At 48.6% G+C, this 18,100-nt stretch carries 14 protein-coding genes and 2 tRNA genes; all 16 read right to left on the bottom strand.

What is annotated here, in order from left to right; translation table 11 throughout:
• Positions 1-135: 135 nt before the first annotated feature.
• Positions 136-558: a hypothetical protein gene (locus MKY73_RS08390; protein WP_339306789.1), complete on the bottom strand. Its 423-nt coding sequence runs from the start codon at positions 556-558 to the stop codon at positions 136-138.
• A 184-nt stretch (positions 559-742) separates the two neighbouring features.
• Positions 743-816, bottom strand: a tRNA-Ile gene (locus tag MKY73_RS08385).
• A 56-nt stretch (positions 817-872) separates the two neighbouring features.
• Positions 873-946, bottom strand: a tRNA-Met gene (locus MKY73_RS08380).
• Positions 947-1,017: 71 nt separating this feature from the next.
• Positions 1,018-1,209 (bottom strand): hypothetical protein, encoded by a 192-nt coding sequence (locus tag MKY73_RS08375; RefSeq protein ID WP_047843730.1) that lies wholly within the window; start codon positions 1,207-1,209, stop codon positions 1,018-1,020.
• 107 nt (positions 1,210-1,316) lie between these two features.
• A complete protein-coding gene (locus tag MKY73_RS08370; RefSeq protein WP_339306787.1) occupies positions 1,317-2,768 on the bottom strand; it encodes an extracellular solute-binding protein in 1,452 nt (483 codons plus the stop codon).
• Positions 2,769-2,789: 21 nt separating this feature from the next.
• On the bottom strand, positions 2,790-3,653 hold the full coding sequence (locus MKY73_RS08365; RefSeq protein ID WP_339306785.1) for an ABC transporter ATP-binding protein: 864 nt from the start codon (positions 3,651-3,653) through the stop codon (positions 2,790-2,792).
• A gap of 2 nt (positions 3,654-3,655) precedes the next feature.
• Entirely contained in the window at positions 3,656-6,562 is a 2,907-nt protein-coding gene (locus MKY73_RS08360) for an FtsX-like permease family protein (RefSeq protein ID WP_339306783.1), read from the bottom strand.
• Positions 6,562-7,671: an efflux RND transporter periplasmic adaptor subunit gene (locus MKY73_RS08355; protein WP_339306780.1), complete on the bottom strand. Its 1,110-nt coding sequence runs from the start codon at positions 7,669-7,671 to the stop codon at positions 6,562-6,564. Before MKY73_RS08355 ends, MKY73_RS08360 begins: the two co-directional genes overlap by 1 nt.
• Positions 7,634-8,581, bottom strand: coding sequence for an ABC transporter ATP-binding protein (locus MKY73_RS08350; protein WP_339306779.1), 948 nt, complete (start codon positions 8,579-8,581; stop codon positions 7,634-7,636). Before MKY73_RS08350 ends, MKY73_RS08355 begins: the two co-directional genes overlap by 38 nt.
• Before the next feature lie 272 nt (positions 8,582-8,853).
• The gene (pyrE, locus tag MKY73_RS08345) at positions 8,854-9,495 is read right to left on the bottom strand and encodes an orotate phosphoribosyltransferase (RefSeq protein ID WP_036674850.1); all 642 of its coding nucleotides are present in this window, start codon (positions 9,493-9,495) and stop codon (positions 8,854-8,856) included.
• The gene (pyrF, locus tag MKY73_RS08340) at positions 9,492-10,232 is read right to left on the bottom strand and encodes an orotidine-5'-phosphate decarboxylase (protein ID WP_339306777.1); all 741 of its coding nucleotides are present in this window, start codon (positions 10,230-10,232) and stop codon (positions 9,492-9,494) included. The genes pyrE and pyrF overlap by 4 nt, the downstream gene beginning before the upstream one ends.
• A gap of 102 nt (positions 10,233-10,334) precedes the next feature.
• On the bottom strand, positions 10,335-13,553 hold the full coding sequence (gene carB / locus MKY73_RS08335) for a carbamoyl-phosphate synthase large subunit (RefSeq protein WP_339306775.1): 3,219 nt from the start codon (positions 13,551-13,553) through the stop codon (positions 10,335-10,337).
• A gap of 1 nt (position 13,554) precedes the next feature.
• On the bottom strand, positions 13,555-14,697 hold the full coding sequence (carA, locus tag MKY73_RS08330) for a glutamine-hydrolyzing carbamoyl-phosphate synthase small subunit (protein WP_062835434.1): 1,143 nt from the start codon (positions 14,695-14,697) through the stop codon (positions 13,555-13,557).
• Between the two features lie 425 nt (positions 14,698-15,122).
• Positions 15,123-16,427, bottom strand: a complete 1,305-nt coding sequence (locus tag MKY73_RS08325) for a dihydroorotase (protein WP_339235870.1) — start codon at positions 16,425-16,427, stop codon at positions 15,123-15,125.
• A 127-nt stretch (positions 16,428-16,554) separates the two neighbouring features.
• Positions 16,555-17,469, bottom strand: coding sequence for an aspartate carbamoyltransferase catalytic subunit (locus MKY73_RS08320; RefSeq protein ID WP_339306772.1), 915 nt, complete (start codon positions 17,467-17,469; stop codon positions 16,555-16,557).
• The gene (gene pyrR, locus MKY73_RS08315; RefSeq protein WP_017687330.1) at positions 17,466-18,029 is read right to left on the bottom strand and encodes a bifunctional pyr operon transcriptional regulator/uracil phosphoribosyltransferase PyrR; all 564 of its coding nucleotides are present in this window, start codon (positions 18,027-18,029) and stop codon (positions 17,466-17,468) included. The genes MKY73_RS08320 and pyrR overlap by 4 nt, the downstream gene beginning before the upstream one ends.
• Positions 18,030-18,100: the final 71 nt, after the last annotated feature.

The raw sequence follows: 18,100 nt of genomic DNA, 5'->3' as shown, positions 1-18,100 counted from the left end.
ATCATAGAACCCTGCCTACTCGATGAAGATCAGTTTCCCCTCTTAAACACGAAAAAAACCTGCTTTTGAGGGCAGGTCTGTGAGTCTTTTCATTAAGAAGACTATTGATTTATTTTTAAAGCAAGGATGGTAACATTAGTCCGAATACAAAGCTCCCTCAAAGTTTTCAGGTCCTACACGGATCGTACCAAGCAAGTTGGAGCTGATAAATGCCGTGTACGTCAATTGAGGGGTTACTGGCGGATCGAAGTCACTCGCGGAGAACGTAATAACCTGAGGTGCCAGAACACTCAAGCTGAACGTAGAAGTTGCCGAATAAATGACAGGGTCTGTTGCCAAAGTCCCTCTGACAATCGTAATCGTTATACCTACGAGTGCCAATGGCAGTTGCACAGATACTGTTCCTGTAAATTGTACCCGTGGGTTTGCCCCTGCTCCTGCTGTTTGCAGACCAATCTGACCAAACAATTGTGGTGTATTAATAACCAGGATTGGTATTGCGATAGAGTTAGCCAAACTCGCATTCTGAGATGTTCTTGCATCAAGAAATTGACTCATGAAATCTACCTCCTATTGGTTGGGATAAGGTAGTATATGCGAGATTTGAGATGTGGCATGGACATACATTGACTTTAACAAAAAAGGGCATATTAGAAAGATACCAACAACAAAGTTACGCATTTGCTCTAGCAGCTGACTGCAGACAGAAAAAAACCCTTGCTAGGCAAGGGTTTCAAGAGTATGGGCCCTACAGGACTCGAACCTGTGACCAATCGGTTATGAGCCGACCGCTCTAACCAACTGAGCTAAGGGCCCTAGACATAATGTATAACGTGCAGATGATGGCTGTAAATCATCCAAGTGAAACTAAATTGCGGGGGCAGGATTTGAACCTGCGGCCTTCGGGTTATGAGCCCGACGAGCTACCGGGCTGCTCCACCCCGCGTCAGTAAGAAATATTAAAACAGCGACTTAATTAATATACACTATTGTTACAATATAAGTCAAGGGGTAATGTCAGGGAATAAATCGCACACCGTAACGACCCTTGCGTGAACGATAAACTTCCACTTCCGCCGGTTCATTATGACCATATATCCATCCATCCTGTTCCATACGCTTGGCCAGACATCCTGCCTGAAATTTGGTTGCATACAACTTGCTGAAATATACCCAGTGCATACCGCTCGTCCTTTCCGGAGTCGTCATTATATTCCTGCTTTTTGTAGAATACCCCATTTTCATAAAAATAGCCGCCAAAGATAAAATCTTCAGCGGCTATCCTTAAATTATGCTATTAAATCAACTCTCATTTCTCATTGAAACGTGGCTTTAGGATCCTTTTTCAATTTCTGCAGCATCTCGTTTCCTTTAGCTGCCCACTCACCAAGTGCTTCTTTTGGTGTCTTTTTGTTCTCAAGTACCTGATTGAAATATTCCATTCCTTTTTCATTTACTTGCCATAAGCCCGGGGATTTTTGATACAGTTTATCCAGATTGGTATTCGTTGGCGGAACAGGCTTCAGAGAATAGAAGGCTTGAATGTTGTAATCCAGCCCGTCTTTAGGTTTAATGAAACTCTTCCGGGATACCATCTCATAGCTGCTGCGCGCTTTGATCTTGGCCCAATCTTCACTGTTCATATATTTGATCAATTCCCACGCGTCATCCGGGTTCTGAGCGGCACTGTTGATCGCCATCAGGTTGCTTAGATAGATGCTTCCTCCGATTTCAGGAGCTTCCGGGTGAACCGGAGGTGTAACTACATCCCAATCTACCTTTGTAAAATCTTTCATTTTATCTGCGTTTTTATTCGCATCAATCAATTGATTAATATAGCTGTAATCGCCGATAGCCATGGCTGTCTTGCCACTCAGGAAGAGATCACCCTGAACCGGATCATAACGTCCACTCGTATTCTGATCCTGCGGTTCGTCGCCTTTAGGAATCACTTTGTCAATTGCAAGTTTGCTGATGGTGCTCCATACTTTTTCCCATTGTGGGGAATCTACGGTCATCTTCTCTGCTTTGTCGTCAAATGTCTTCAACTGCAACGAGCTATAGTACTGCTGCATGGAGTAGTACGGCGAACCACCCTGATATGTCGTGAAGGCGAAACCAAATACGTGATCTTTACCCTCGCCTTTTGTAAGTCGGGTACCCAGATTGAAGATATCGTCCCAAGTCATATTGTCCGTTGGCGGTTCCACGCCTGCTTTTTCAAACATGCCCTTGTTATAGAACAAAGCGGAAGAGGAGAACGTTGGTGTCAATGCATAAATGCTCTGATCCCCCAGATCTTTGATACCCTCCAGCACACTAGGAACAATGTCTGTCGTATCAAACTTGTCTTCTTGCATTAATGGATCGAGCTGTTTCACCAGATTTTCCTGAATTAATGATTTGACTGTAGAGGTATCTGCCACGATGACGTCAACCGGATTATCTCCAGTCATTATCTTCTTCAGACTTTCCATCGTATCCGGAACTTCCTGCTGTTCTTCGGTGTTGCCATACCCATACATGCTGCTCTGATCAACGGCAGCTACAATCTCAATGGTTACATTGGGATGGGTCAACTCAAAAGCATCGGTAAATTGTTGACGGAAATAACTGTCGTCTTGTCCTCCCCACATAGTAGCCACACGTAATACACGTTGCTCTGTATCCTTGGCCTCACTTGCCGTACATCCTGCAATCAGCGGCAATGCAAGCGTCGCAGTAGCCATGACAGCCAGCACACGTTTTCCCCACAACCTGTTCTTCATCTCCCAATTCCCCCTCATTAATTATCTTGGCGGTGTAATGACAATACGTTCGCCGTCAAATTCCAATGTAGCCCGGTTATCAATGGATAAGGCCTCCAGATACTCTTTTGGCACCTGAAGCCGCCCTGCACGGTCAATAATGACGAATGCTTCATGAATATCCGGCATCCCCGTTTCGGACAAGTTATGCTCATCGTCCAAATTCGGGTTGCGCTTCACAAACTCGGTACTGGTCAAGCCGTCCCGGATCGCAACGATCCGGTCTACCTTGCCAGCTAGCGTCAAGTCATGGGTAACGATGACAATCGTAACGCCGAGTTCCTTGTTCATTCTTCGGAAAATGCCCATGATTGTATCACATGTCTCGGAATCGACCGAACCCGTTGGTTCGTCTGCAAGCAGAATTTTGGGACGATTGGATAAGGAGATCGCAATCGCTACCCGTTGCTGCTCTCCTCCTGACAATTGATGCAATTTGTTATTCATCCGATCCTTAAGCCCTACCCATTCGAGCAATTGTTTCGCGTAAGCACGATCACGCTTGCCTCCCAGAATCATGGGCGTCTCCACATTTTCCAATGCAGTGAGATAAGGCAGCAAGTTGCGACCGTTATTTTGCCAGATAAAACCTACCGTATGACGTTTGTATTCAACCAATTGGGCATCTGTCATCTTCAACAAATCCCAGTCTCCCACAACAGCCGTACCCGCCGTAGGACGATCAAGTCCACCCAGAATATTCAGCAGTGTGGATTTACCGCTACCGCTGTTACCAATGATGGCCATCATTTCACCTTGATTGACAGTCAGGTTGAGACCCTGAAGGGCAACGACTTCCACATCGCTGGATTTAAAAATTTTGACAAGTCCTTCGCATTGGATCACGTTTACCTCTCCTCTCCCATTTTGACCGCCTGGTGAACACGCAGTCTGCGAATCTGCCAGAGCAACATCGTTGCACCAATGACCAGCATCACCACAGTAACCCCATACAGTTGCAACATATCCTGCTGCTCAAAGACAATCCGGAACGGAGGTACCTGAGCAGATACATTATCCGTCGTTTGCAGGAATGGCAGGAATAAGCGACTGGATACCTGACCGATACCAATACCTAACAGGATCGATAGCCCCGCTGTGAAAACCTGCTCCAGCAGCAGCATGCCGCTCAGTTGTGCACGAGACAATCCCATGGCACGTAATACACCGAACTGCACAACACGTCCGGACAGGTTGAAGAACCAGTACAGCACGTATCCAATCAACGAGATAATCACCGATACCAGGAAACCAAGGCTCAGAATTCCGAATACGCCACCTCGTGATGGGTGTTTACCCTGAGATACCAATTCGGTGCGTACGTCACGCACAGAAGATAACTCAATCCCTTCTGCTGCAAGTTTCTCCATTAATGGAGCCACTTTGGCATCCGGTTCCATTTTCAGCCATACTTCATAAGGAATTAGAGGCACCTGATCATAGATATAATCCAGATTAGCCACGAAGAATGGCATCTGATCCGGATACTGGGATGGCCAGTAAGGAATGATCCCGAAGACTACGAATTCAATCGCCTGTCCCTGTATACCCATGGAGACGAGGTCTCCGGTTTTCAGCTTGAATTTGTCAGCAAATTTGGAAGAGATCAATACAGCCCCTTCATATTTGCCGAGCAAGTCAAGGTACTTGTAGGGATGTGCCGGGAACAGATCGTTGCGGAACCAAGCCACTTGAGCGAAATCCACATTATCAATCCCGACCAGCATCCCCTGCCCGCCCGATTTACCAGAGACGATAATATTGCCTTTGGTCTGCAGTACTCTTGCTGCATGTTCTACCCCATCTAATCTGCGGAACACTTCGAATGGAGGTTCGGAGTATATGACTTTGGATGGCTGCGAAGATCCACCGCCACCTGGAGCACCTCCACCGCCATTCCCTCCGCCGGGCGCGCCACCACCAGTACCACCGCCGCCTTGTTGACCTCCACCCGTCCCGCCATTCTGCCCGGAACCGCCGGGTTTAACCTCAGGTGTTCCTTCCCATACCGTCTGCATAATCACATCAGAACCATAACGGTACAAGGTGCGCTCAGTGGAATTCAGATCAATAGTCCGAGCCGCAGCCGAGTTGTACACCCCAAGTCCCAATGTCAGTACAAGGAGGATCATCAGCGGATAATAAGACGAAGATGAACGCGATAGCTGTGTTAATGTCAGATACAACGGGACCGGGAGCAACTTGCGACCAATCAGCTGAATCAGCTTCAATATCCACGGGAACAAGCGCAGGAAGAATAGTCCGAGCGCAAAGATCGCAAGTGCGGGTACAAAGAACAGAAACGGCTGTACCTGTAACTGATCGGTTGTCATTCCCGTCTGGAAGGTCAACATCTGGCGTTCATAGAACAGGTAGTATCCATATCCAGCCAGACCCAGTAACACAACATCCAGGAACCAGCGTTGCCATACTGGAGCACGGTCTGTACGTGCTTGCCGCCGTTTGGCTGATACAATGGTTGCCCGTGCATAGGTTATCGCAGGGATCAGGGAGGCAATAATGGCAACAAGCACTGCTGCTACACCTAAAAGAATGGCTTCTTTGGATACGCCAATCGGAATCGACTTTCGATCAACAAAGGATAGAAATCCACTCGCTGAACCAATACTCTTGGCCATAAAATAACCGAGCAACGGCCCGATAATTAGCGCTATAGCGCCCAAAAATATACCTTCAAGCAGGTAGAGAGAGAAGATCTGCCGAGCGGAAGCTCCACGGCTGCGCAATACCGCAATATCACTCTCTTGCTTCTGTAATGACTGTCTCGCGTTCATTGCAATAAAATAAAAGACCATCGCAATCATCGGTGCTGCCAAGGTAAACAACATGGTCTGCAATTGCAGACTCTGACTGCGGAACTGCTTGAGCAGATCACCGAAGGTAATGTCCACTTTTGTATCTTTCAGCCGCTGATACAGGTCGATATCCAGCCTTTCCAGCATGGAAGTCAGACCTGATAACTGACTGGTTTGAATTTCCTTCAGATCGAAGGCATAGTACCAACGTGAGTTTTGAAGTGGAATGCCTTTTTCTTTCAGTAAAACATCATTAAAAACCGATTCATCCACATAAAGTCCATTCATCATGCCGTCAAATCCCTGTACCCAGTAAGGACTGTTTGGATCATCTGCCTTGAAGGATCCCGTAATCTTCACACGCAACGTTATATCAAGACCGCTGTATACCGGATATTCCAGAATATCACCGATATGCAGATCGTTACGGTACATGCCTTCTTCCAACATGACCGCCTCGATAATATCGTCCTTGACCTGATTGCCAGGTTTCACTCCGGCAGAGTAATTCACCTGTGCATCCAGTCCACTCATCGTGCCCATACTCATACTGCGCACCCGGCTGGCGTCCACTTTGGTTGGATCCTCTGGACTCACCTCGGTGCTGCGAATGGATCTGGCATTCACATACGTATGGAATGGGAAACCGATCTCGCGAGGAACATCCTCACGAATATAACGATCTACTTCATCCAGACCCCTTGTGTCTGTCTTCACACCACCAGGTGCCTGATAACTCATGAGCAACGAACCGGCTGGCAATCCTTCACTGTTATCCTGCAGCGTTTGCGCGACGACTCGTTTCAACGCACCATCGGCATACATGGGGATACTGACGGTGAACGCAACCGCCACAATTAATCCGATCAGTGTGCTGAAGGTCATCCAGCGCGTGTTCCACATTTTGCGGAACAGCAGTCGAAGCAATGGCAGCCCCATTAGCGTCCCACTACTTTCTCGCCTACGGTCAGACCTTTCAGAATCTCAACATCTGTCGATGTCTGCTGGCCCACTTCAACGTCCACTTCACGCTTGCTGCCATCACTCTCCACGACTTGTACATACGTTCTTGAACCGATGGAGCGTAAAGCGGATACAGGAATCACAATCGCGTTCTCGGTACGCTGCGTCACAATAGAGACCGATAGAGGTGTGCCACGTTCCACGCCTTTTGGCATTTTTGCAAGTGTAACGATAACATACTTATCCAGGGTTTCCTTCGTTGGAGGCGTCCCGCCTTCCCCCGTTCCTTCGCCACTGCCGCTTCCCGATGCTTCAGCCAGAGGCATGACTTTAATTTTGCCAGCGACTCTACCTGCTCCATTGATGTCCACTTCTGCCTTCATACCGGCTGAGAACTTCTCCAGATCTTCCTTGGCAAAGGTAGCTGCCACAACCAGATTCGATGTATCCGCAATCGTAGCAATCGGGTCATACGCTTTCACGGCTGCGCCCTTCTCAACCTGCACAGCAATTACGGTACCACCGAACGGAGCAGTCAACGTAGCTTTGCCCAGTTGCGCTTCCAGATCGGCGAGTTCCTGGCGTAGTTCTTCAAACGCAATCGTTGCCTCTTCGAACTCTACCGGGTCCATCTCATCTTTTTTGCGGAGTGTTTCCTTCATTTGAACTTCGGATTTGCGAATAGCCAGTTTCTTGCCACGGATCTCCTTCTCCACACTTTCCACATCGAGCACGGCTAGAAGTTGACCCTTTTTCACTTTATCTCCTGGTTTAACATTTAACTCTTTGACATGCATGCCATCAAGCGTGAAGTACACCTTCTCTTCTCGCTGACTCATCATCTTGCCACTTCCACTTACTCTTTTCTCCAGCGTTTCAGTCCGGACTTCATATTCCGGTTTCTTGGAGATCGTTGGTGGTGTAATTGGCGGAAGCACTTCTTCCTCTGTTTCTGACGGCAGCAATGAGCAGCCAGACATCGTTGCAACCATTATCGCACCAAGTACAATAAATGCTGCGCGTTTCCCCCTCTTCGGAGCGGCCCCTTTACTTGATAAATCTGCCGTCCGCCATTTCATAAACATGGTCCGCAACCTCCAAAATTGTAGGATCGTGTGTAGTCATACATATCGTTACTTGTTCTACTTCAATAATATTGCGGAATACGGCCATGACCTGAGCGCCCATCTTGGAATCCAGTTCCGCTGTAGGCTCATCCGCAAGCAACAATCTGGGTCTGTGGGCAATTGCCTTGGCTATAGCTACCCGCTGCTGCTCTCCCCCGGACATCTCGAAAGGTCGGTGCTTCACCCGTTTGGATAGTCCAACCAGGTCCAGACAGTGACCAACCCTGTCCTTCCACTCCGCTCGCGGAACATCCGCCATTCGCAGCGACAGTTCTACATTTTCCCAAGCAGACAATAAGGGCATGAGTGCATACGCCTGAAAAATAAAACCGATCTCTTTGCGCCGCAAAGTGGTCCGCCGCCGGTCTCCCCAATCCTGAAGAGGCTGGCCGGAGAACAGAATGTCTCCACTTGAAGGCTGATCCAATCCACCGAGCATATTCAGCAGCGTTGTTTTGCCTGAGCCTGATCGCCCCTTCAGCATGACCAGTTGTTGCGGATTCACTTCCATATCAATGCCTTTGAGCACATGGATGATACGACTGCCTGTCTGGAAACTGCGATGCACGTTACGCACCTCCAGTACAGGTCCATCATATGGAGGCAATATATCCTTCTTCGGTTTGATCTTCTTCTGGGGTTCATCAATGGTAGTGACAGCAGCTGCAGCCACTTCATCTGAAGCGATTTCACTTTCAGGTAACGGAGGTTCACTCGTCGGGTGATCGTCTTCATTGTTGTATGTATTTTCTCCCGAAACCGTCGATGTCTCCAGCTGCGCTTCCTCCTGTTCATATTCATCGCCTGACTGGCTCTTGGCAGGTCTTTTTCTGAGAAATAAATTCTTCATGCCAGCAATCACGCTCATCCTTTCTTCATATCCCGTTCACTTCTTCAAAAAACCTAAAATTAGAAATCTGTTCCAACCTACACTGAATTATAAACGACCGATCACAACTAAAAGTTACAAGCTTTTTACAACGGTAGAGGGAAAAAGTTAATATTTTGATGAACAAACGAAAAAAGCACCCCAATGTATGGGATGCCTCTTGCATATTCGATGGTTTTGCCGCTGTGACGGCAATCATTACAATTTTGATACCGTTTAACATTGAACACATATTGCATTATACAATGATATTATTTTCCAAATGAAGAAGGATCTTCACGCCAGGATTTCAGCAACTCAAAGTCACTCTCCTGAATCGTTCCCTGAGCCAAAGCCACATCCATCAGAGCTGTGTAATTAGACAGAGTCTGAAGCGGAATTCCAGCATCTTCGAAGGCTTTAACCCCTTTATCCAGCTGGTAGCTGAAGATGGCAAGTACGGCGAGCGGTGTTGCACCTGCTACACGTACAGCTTCTGCTGCTTTGATCGAGCTTCCACCTGTGGAGATCAGATCTTCAATGACAACCACTTTCTGACCCTCAGTAATCAGACCCTCAATCAGGTTCTCCTTACCGTGTCCTTTCGCTTTATCGCGAATGTACGCCATCGGCAGATTCAGCTTCTGAGCCACCCAGGCCGCATGCGGGATACCCGCGGTTGCCGTACCTGCGATGACTTCTGCATCCGGGTATTGGTTACGAATGATCGTTGCGAAGGCTTCAGCAATATCGTTGCGAATCTCGGGATAGGACATCGTTAAGCGGTTATCGCAGTATATTGGTGATTTGATGCCGGATGTCCATGTAAATGGCTGCTGCGGACGCAACGCCACGGCTTTAATTTTCAACAGTTGGGAAGCTATATGATTCGGAATCTCATTCAGTTCGATCATACGTTCAACATCTCCTTCAAAATGGTTTCTGCCGCTTCACGCGGATTGGGAGCGCCAGTAATCGGTCTGCCTACAACAATGTAATGACTTCCTCTGGCAATGGCTTCACCCGGCGTCAATACGCGTGTCTGATCTCCCAGGCCACTGCCCGCTGGACGAATTCCTGGTGTAACGGTGTGAAAAGCACTGCCGCACGCTGCCCGAATTGCGGGCACCTCCAGTGGAGAAGCAACAACTCCATCCAGTCCGGCCTCTTGGGCCAGTCCTGCATAACGGACCACAGCAGCTTCCACACTTCCCGGGATGCCAATCTCGTTATTCATCGTTTCCAGACTTGTACTGGTGAGTTGGGTGACTGCAATGATCTCGGGCTTGCTAAGGGAAGGGTCGGCAGCGATTGCTGCCTCAGCACCTTCACGTGCAGCACGCATCATCATGGTTCCACCTGCTGCATGTACATTAAACATGTCTACCCCAAGACGTGTGATACTCTCAGCACCCCCACGAACGGTGTTGGGAATGTCATGCATTTTCACATCCAGAAAAACGGAGTATCCTTTGGATTTTAGCTCCCGAATGAAGTCCGGTCCTGCTGCGTAGAACAGCTGCATGCCCACCTTCAGATAACAAGGAATGCCTTCAAGAGCTTGTACCAATGCTTTTGCTTCTTCCGCTCCAGGATAATCGAGTGCCACCATCAGACGGCCAGCCATTTCATTGAAACTCGCGTGATTCATCACCAGCGCTCCCCTCCACTTCCTCATTTTTTCCGTTTTTGCCCGATATAAAGGACATCCCGCCAGCCCTCAGGCTGACTGATGTCCTTCATCAGTAATTATTTATTTTATAAAGGCAGGCATTGCTTCCGAAGAGAAGTTGATCGTTTGCAGCATGATCAGCAGCGCACGAATCGTATCCAGTGAAGTCATACATACAATGCCGTTCTCTACCGCTTCACGACGGATACGGAATCCGTCACGCTGCGGTGTTTTACCTTTGGTAAGTGTATTGAAGACAAAGTTCGCTTCGCCGCTGCGGATCATATCCAGAATGTTCGGCGAACCTTCGCTTAACTTGTTCACCGTCGTTACCGGAATGTTCGCTGCTTCAAGCGCAGCTGCTGTTCCGCCGGTAGCCATGATTTTGTAACCCAGTCTGTAGAAACCTTCGAGCAATGGTACAGCTTCGTCTTTGTCTTTGTCTGCTACAGTCACAACAATCGCTCCGGTTGCCGGAATTTTCATTCCTGCGCCGATAAGACCTTTGAACAACGCTTTAGCATAATTCGGGTCACGACCCATAACCTCACCTGTGGATTTCATCTCAGGTCCGAGGGTTGGTTCAACACGACGCAGTTTCGCGAAGGAGAAGACCGGAACTTTGACAGAGACATGGTCTGACTCAGGCCACAGCCCGTCAACATAACCAAGATCTTTCAGTTTTACACCCAGGATGGCTTGTGTTGCCAGGTTCGCCATTGGAATGTTGGTTACTTTGCTCAAGAAAGGCACGGTACGGGATGAACGCGGGTTCACCTCGATAATGTACACTTGGCCATCATGGATAACAAACTGGATGTTGACCAAACCTACCGTTTTCAGTTCTTTCGCAATTTTGATTGTAATCTCTACAATTTTCTCTTTCATATCCTGGGACAGGTGTTGAGGAGGATATACCGCGATGGAGTCACCAGAGTGAACACCTGCACGCTCGATATGTTCCATGATTCCTGGAATCAATACCGTTTCACCATCACAGATGGCGTCAACCTCAACTTCTTTACCCATCATATAACGGTCGATCAGGACCGGATGTTCCGGATTGATTTTAACCGCCTGTTCCATGTATGTCAGCAATTCAGCATCGGAGTATACAATCTCCATCGCACGACCGCCGAGTACATAGGAAGGACGAACCAATACTGGGTAGCCCAGACTTTGAGCTGTTTCTACCGCATCATCAACGGAAATGACTGTTTTACCTTTTGGCTGTGCAATCTCCAGACGGGAGAGCAGACGTTCGAACTTCTTGCGGTCCTCCGCCTCATCGATGCTTTCCAGATCCGTTCCGAGAATGGTTACACCTGCATTACGCAGTGGTGCTGCCAGGTTGATGGCCGTTTGACCACCGAACTGTACGATAACCCCTACTGGTTTCTCCTGTTCAATCACGTTCATGACATCTTCGAAGAAGAGCGGTTCAAAGTACAGGCGATCGGATGTATTAAAGTCCGTAGACACCGTCTCCGGGTTATTGTTGATAATGACTGCTTCATATCCTGCTTTTTGCAAAGCCCATACGGCGTGAACAGTAGAGTAGTCAAACTCAATCCCTTGACCGATCCGGATTGGTCCTGAACCCAGCACCACAACTTTTTGCTTGTCTGAAGGGATCACTTCATTCTCTGTCTCGTAAGTTGAGTAGTAATATGGCGTTGTTGCTTCGAACTCAGCTGCACATGTATCTACCATTTTGTACACTGGGCGCAGGTTCTCTGCTTCCCGGCGAGTTCTAACTTCCGCTTCAGTTGTTAATGTGCCTCCAGGTTGACCTTGCGCACGCAGTTCAGCAATGGCACGGTCTGTGAATCCAAGGCGTTTCGCTTGATACAGAATGTCGGAAGACAATTCGGATTCTTCGCGAATGCGATCTTCAAATGCGATCAAACCTTCGATTTTGTCCAGGAACCACCAGTCAATCTTGGTCAGGTCTTGCAGTTGTTGCAACGTATATCCTCTGCGGAATGCTTCAGCAATCAGGAAGATACGCTCATCATCTGCTTTGATCAGACGCTCGTTCAGGGTAGCTTCGTCCAGCGTTTCGGCATCCTTCAGGTAGAGGCGATGTACGCCAATTTCGAGGGAACGAACTGCTTTGTGAATCGACTCTTCGAATGTCCGGCCAATGGCCATTACTTCGCCTGTTGCTTTCATCTGAGTTCCCAGTTTACGGTTCGCCGAGATGAACTTGTCAAACGGCCAGCGAGGGATTTTGCTCACGATATAATCCAGTGTAGGCTCGAAGCAAGCATACGTTTGGCCTGTTACCGGGTTCACGATTTCATCCAATGTGTAACCCATGGCGATTTTGGCAGCCATTTTGGCAATCGGATAACCCGTTGCTTTGGAAGCCAGGGCCGATGAACGGCTTACCCGTGGATTTACTTCGATAACATAGTATTGGAAGCTGTGTGGGTCCAGTGCAAACTGTACGTTACATCCACCCTCGATGTTCAGGGCACGGATGATTTTCAGGGAAGCTGAACGCAGCATTTGATATTCACGGTCCGACAATGTTTGGCTTGGTGCCACAACGATACTGTCGCCTGTATGAACCCCTACCGGGTCAAAGTTTTCCATGTTGCAGACAACGATACAGTTATCGTTTTTGTCCCGCATAACTTCATACTCGACTTCTTTCATGCCTGCAATGCTCTTCTCGACCAGACATTGCCCAATCGGGCTGTAACGAATTCCCGCTACCACAGTCTCGCGCAGCTCTTCTTCGTTCGCACAGATTCCGCCGCCTGTTCCGCCCAGCGTATAGGCTGGACGTACGATGATTGGATAACCAATCTCATTTGCAAATTCAAGTGATTCTTCAAGTGTCGTCACGATCACACTCTCAGGTACTGGCTGTTCCAGTTCACGCATCAGGTCACGGAACAGATCACGATCTTCCGCTTTCTCGATGGAAGTCAGCTGTGTTCCGAGCAATTTCACATTTTCACGTTCCAGCACGCCTGCACGTGCCAGTTCTACCGCCATGTTCAGACCTGTCTGACCACCCAGTGTTGGCAGCAAGCCGTCTGGACGCTCCTGACGAATGATTTGGGTTACAAAATCCAGTGTGATTGGCTCAATGTAGACTTTGTCAGCCATGTTTGTATCCGTCATAATGGTCGCCGGGTTGCTGTTGATAAGTACAACTTCCACGCCTTCTTCTTTCAGAGCCTGGCAAGCTTGTGTACCGGCATAGTCGAACTCGGCCGCTTGACCGATGACGATTGGACCGGAACCAATCACCAGGATTTTTTTGAGATCTTTGTTAATCGGCATGTTATTGTGCTCCTTTCACTGCGGCTGCCAATACGGCTTGACGCGGCTTTTGCGGGTTAGTGATTTTGTGCTCGCGAATCATCTCGATGAAACGGTCAAACAGATAGCTGTTGTCGTAAGGACCCGGGGCTGCTTCTGGGTGATACTGAACCGAGAATGCCGGGAAGGATTTATGTTTCAGACCTTCAATGGTCTTATCGTTATTGTTGATATGTGTAACTTCCAGGTCCGTGCTCTTCACAGATTCCTCGTTTACGGTAAAACCATGGTTCTGGGATGTGATGAAGCAACGTCCGCTCTCCAGCTCTTTCACCGGGTGGTTTCCTCCGCGATGTCCAAACTTGAGTTTTTCGGTGTCTGCTCCTGCCGCAAGTGCGAACAATTGGTGACCCAGGCAGATGCCGAAGATCGGGTATTCGCCAAGCAGTTCACTGATCATTTTAACTGCGTGAGGTACGTCTTTCGGGTCCCCAGGGCCGTTGGACAATTGAATGCCGTCCGGGTTCAGGCGACGAATCTCGTCCGCTGTTACATCGTGCGGAACAACAACAACGTCACAGTTACGTTTGCTGAGTTCGCGCAAGATTCCTGTTTTGGCACCATAATCCACGAGCACAATACGTTCAGCCGTTCCCGGGCTGTTGTAGACATGCTCTGTAGAAGTCATAGGCACCTGGTTACGTAGCTCGGCGATGGTGGTATCTCCCATCATCTCCAGCAGTTCTTCCACAGGCTTCGATCCTGTTGTGAGAATTCCCTTCATTGTGCCGTGGTGACGAATCCGGCGAGTCAACATGCGTGTATCAATTTCGCTTATTCCTACGATACCGTATTCCTTGAGCAGATTGTCTACGCTATATTCCGCACGCCAGTTGCTCGGCGTTGGCTCATGACGACGTACAACGAAACCGTGTACGTATGGACGAATCGACTCAAAGTCATCACGCGTAATACCGTAGTTTCCGATCAGCGGATACGTCATGGTTACGATTTGACCGCAATAGGAAGGATCCGAAAGCACCTCTTGATAGCCTGTAATTCCCGTATTAAAAACGACCTCACCTGTCGTTTCACCTTCAGCACCGAATGCTTTCCCGGTGAACAGTGTGCCGTCTTCCAACAATAATCTTGCCTGTGCCTGCATCCCATTTCACTCCTCTGTGTTTATCAACGTTGAATACTTTGAGTTGAACATGGGCGTTACGTGTGGTGCGGCTCCGCGTACAGAAAACCCTTTGATCGCTGTTATCCCAGGATTACTTTTTTTATCATTTTTCAAATGATGTAATCCGGTGATAAAGGCGAACGCTTTGCTTCTTCGGGTCTTTTCTGTCCGCTCCGCAGTTACGTTGGTGTCCATGTTCAAAAGCATTATTCAACTGTGTTTTGTTTCGTATGTTAGACTCTCGGCATGATTTGCCTCGAGTAAGTTGAAAAGATGTTACTGGTGTAAAAGTTGTAGATTAAGTTTTAGAATTAGAAAGATGTGTTTCTTTAAAAAGTTAAGAATTACTGTTACTAATTGAAAGATATAGAGTTAGTAATTTATTAATTTACTAAATTACCGTTTTATTGTTGTACAGTGTTGCTCCATACGCTTTTGCCATCCACCCATGTTTGTACGGCCCAGCCTTTCAGCTTCCAGCCTGTGAATGGTGTGTTTCTTCCTTTGGTTGCAAACGTTGCAGGATCAACCGCTTTTTCCTCGTTCAGGTCAATCATCGTGATATCCGCTGGTGCTCCTTCTTCCAGTTTGCCTGTATCCAGTCGGAATACACGTGCCGGATCAGCTGTCATTCGTTTCACCAGGAAATCCAAGCTCCAAAGTCCAGTTTCCACAAACTTCGTGTACAGCAGTGGGAAGGCTGTTTCGAATCCTACGATTCCGAAAGGTGCCAGCTCCATGCCTTTGGCTTTCTCTTCTTCACTGTGTGGCGCGTGATCGGTTACGATCATGTCCAGCGTGCCGTCCAGCAAACCTTCGATACAGGCCTGCACATCACGTGGTGAGCGTAGCGGCGGATTCATCTTCCAGTTGGCGTCCATGCCCGGGATATCTTCATCCGACAACACCAGATGGTGCGGACACACCTCAGCAGTTACTTTAATACCGATGGATTTCGCCAGACGAATCAGGCGAACCGATTGCTCTGTGCTTACGTGGCAGACGTGGTAATGAACTCCGGTTGCTTCTGCGAGCAGAATATCCCGGCCTACGTGGATAGCCTCGGATTCATTAGGAATGCCTTTGATGCCATGACGTTTGGAAAACTCGCCTTCCGTCACATATCCACCGACAACCAGTGAGTCATCTTCACAGTGAGCGATCACTGGCATATCCATGCTTGCTGCGAGGCTCATGGCATCTTTCATCATTTGAGCGTTTTGTACGCCGACACCGTCATCCGTGAATCCGATAGCCCCTGCTTCTTTCAAGGCGGCAAAATCGGTAAGTTCACGACCCAGTTCGTTTTTGGTAATGGCTGCATAAGGCAACACTTTTACCAGATCAGCTTCTTTCGCTTTATCCAGTACCAGTTTCACAACTTCCGCTGTGTCTGTAACCGGTCTTGTGTTCGGCATGCAGGCGATCGTTGTAAAACCGCCTTGTGCTGCTGAACGGGCACCTGTCTCGATCGTCTCTTTGTGTTCGAATCCAGGTTCACGCAGATGCACGTGCATATCGATCAATCCCGGAATGACCAGTTTGCCTGATGCGTCTGTCACATGATGCGCTGACTTTTCGGCATCCAATACGGCTTGGTCTTCCAGGCCAGCGATCTTTTTAATTTTACCTTCATCTATAATGATGGTTTTCCGTTCAAGTTCCCCTTGTTGGTTCAAGATGTTCGCATTCTTTATAATCTGTAGCATAATTGCCCTCCGCTTCGGTTCTGTCCGGCTTACCAGGCAAGCCGGATGATTTTCTTTATCGTGTACTCTCTTATTGCTCTATAAGAACTGCCATCTTCGTCAGCCTATGACCCACAGCCAGACCCTGTTACAGTTTCATCGCACGTTCCATAACCGCCATGCGGATGGGGACGCCGTTTGCCATCTGCGGGAAGATCCGCGATGCTTCACTTTCCACAACCGCGTCATCTACCTCGACGTTGCGGTTCACTGGAGCAGGGTGCATGATAATGGTGCTTGGTTTTAGGCGTGACGCCCGTTCTTCCGTCAATCCGTAGTGTTCGCGATAATCCTCAGCTGAAGTGATCAGACCATGTTTATGACGTTCCAGTTGAACACGGAGCATCATGACTACATCTGCATCCAGCGCTTCTTCGAGACCGACATAAGGAGCATGTTCTGCAAGTTCCGGTGCCTGCATCGTTTGCGGAGCACAGAAGCGTACATCTGCACCAAACTTTTGCAGTGCCCATAGGTTGGAGCGAGCTACACGGCTATGCAGGATGTCGCCAATGATGGAAACACGCAAACCTTTCAGTTCGCCAAATGCTTTCCGCATCGTGTAGAGGTCCAGCAACGCCTGTGTGGGATGCTCATTGTTGCCGTCTCCGGCGTTTACGAGCGGGACACTCACTTTCTGAGCCAGTTGTTGCAGAACGCCTGCCGGTTTCAACCGGATCACGCCTGCATCAATGCCCATCGACTCAAGTGTTCGCACCGTATCGTAGATGGACTCTCCTTTTTCCACACTGGATGCGGCTGCCGTAAAGTTCAGCACTTGTGCGCCCAGGCGTTTCTCTGCCATTTCGAAAGAGAAGCGGGTACGTGTGCTGTTTTCGAAGAACATGTTCGCAACGAAGCGTGATTCAAGTACAGGAACCAGTTTCTCTTTCTGCGCTTCCCAGTGAGCCGCCCTGTTCAGAATGGACTCAATCTCTCCTCGGCTAAGTTCCTTCAGTCCAAGCAAGCTCCGGTCTCTCAATGCTGTCTGTGTAATCATCATGCTTGCTCCCCCCGGTTCTGAGTGATTTTGACTTCGTCCTGTCCGTCCGTTTCCATGAGTGCAACTTCGATCTCTTCTGATTTGGAAGTCGGCACATTCTTGCCGATAAAATCAGGTCGAATCGGAAGTTCCCGGTGTCCACGGTCTGCGAGTACCGCCAGCTGTATGTTCTGTGGTCTTCCACAGTCCATCAGGGCATCCATCGCTGCGCGAATCGTACGTCCGGTATAGAGCACATCATCGAACAAGATCACTTTTTTGTTATGGATCGAAAGTGATTCAGGTGTCATAATCAACATTTCCTTGCGATTCGCCTTGTTTTCGTCTAAGCGATCATCGCGGTAAGGAGTCACATCCAGTTCTCCCCAGGGGACTTTGGCGCCTTCGATTTCTTCAATCTTCGCGGCAATCCGTTCTGCGAGGTAAACCCCGCGTGTACGGATACCGACCAGCACACAATCATCGATTCCTTTGTTTTTCTCCAATATCTCATGGGCAATCCGTGTTAATGCGCGGCGGATCGCCGTCTCATCCATAATGACATGTGTCTCTGTGCTCATGCGTTCAGCCTCCTCAGGATTTCCCTTCAGATCATGGCCCCGTGACGAGGAGAACAAAAAAGACTCCTTGC

This window comes from Paenibacillus sp. FSL R5-0519 (assembly GCF_037974275.1).
Taxonomy (GTDB): domain Bacteria; phylum Bacillota; class Bacilli; order Paenibacillales; family Paenibacillaceae; genus Paenibacillus.
Note: the sequence above shows the minus strand (reverse complement) of the source record. Positions and strands in the feature narration are given on the sequence as shown.

Excerpts from the sequence above, each read along its gene's own strand:
- MKY73_RS08375 (WP_047843730.1), bottom strand. The coding sequence starts at position 1,209 with ATGACGACTCCGGAAAGGACGAGCGGTATGCACTGGGTATATTTCAGC.
- carA (WP_062835434.1), bottom strand. The coding sequence starts at position 14,697 with ATGCAGGCACAGGCAAGATTATTGTTGGAAGACGGCACACTGTTCACC.
- MKY73_RS08325 (WP_339235870.1), bottom strand. The coding sequence starts at position 16,427 with ATGCTACAGATTATAAAGAATGCGAACATCTTGAACCAACAAGGGGAA.
- pyrR (WP_017687330.1), bottom strand. The coding sequence starts at position 18,029 with ATGAGCACAGAGACACATGTCATTATGGATGAGACGGCGATCCGCCGC.
- MKY73_RS08370 (WP_339306787.1), bottom strand. The coding sequence starts at position 2,768 with ATGAAGAACAGGTTGTGGGGAAAACGTGTGCTGGCTGTCATGGCTACT.
- MKY73_RS08390 (WP_339306789.1), bottom strand. The coding sequence starts at position 558 with ATGAGTCAATTTCTTGATGCAAGAACATCTCAGAATGCGAGTTTGGCT.
- MKY73_RS08320 (WP_339306772.1), bottom strand. The coding sequence starts at position 17,469 with ATGATGATTACACAGACAGCATTGAGAGACCGGAGCTTGCTTGGACTG.
- MKY73_RS08350 (WP_339306779.1), bottom strand. The coding sequence starts at position 8,581 with ATGAGCGTGATTGCTGGCATGAAGAATTTATTTCTCAGAAAAAGACCT.
- pyrF (WP_339306777.1), bottom strand. The coding sequence starts at position 10,232 with ATGAATCACGCGAGTTTCAATGAAATGGCTGGCCGTCTGATGGTGGCA.
- MKY73_RS08355 (WP_339306780.1), bottom strand. The coding sequence starts at position 7,671 with ATGTTTATGAAATGGCGGACGGCAGATTTATCAAGTAAAGGGGCCGCT.
- MKY73_RS08360 (WP_339306783.1), bottom strand. The coding sequence starts at position 6,562 with ATGGGGCTGCCATTGCTTCGACTGCTGTTCCGCAAAATGTGGAACACG.
- pyrE (WP_036674850.1), bottom strand. The coding sequence starts at position 9,495 with ATGATCGAACTGAATGAGATTCCGAATCATATAGCTTCCCAACTGTTG.
- carB (WP_339306775.1), bottom strand. The coding sequence starts at position 13,553 with ATGCCGATTAACAAAGATCTCAAAAAAATCCTGGTGATTGGTTCCGGT.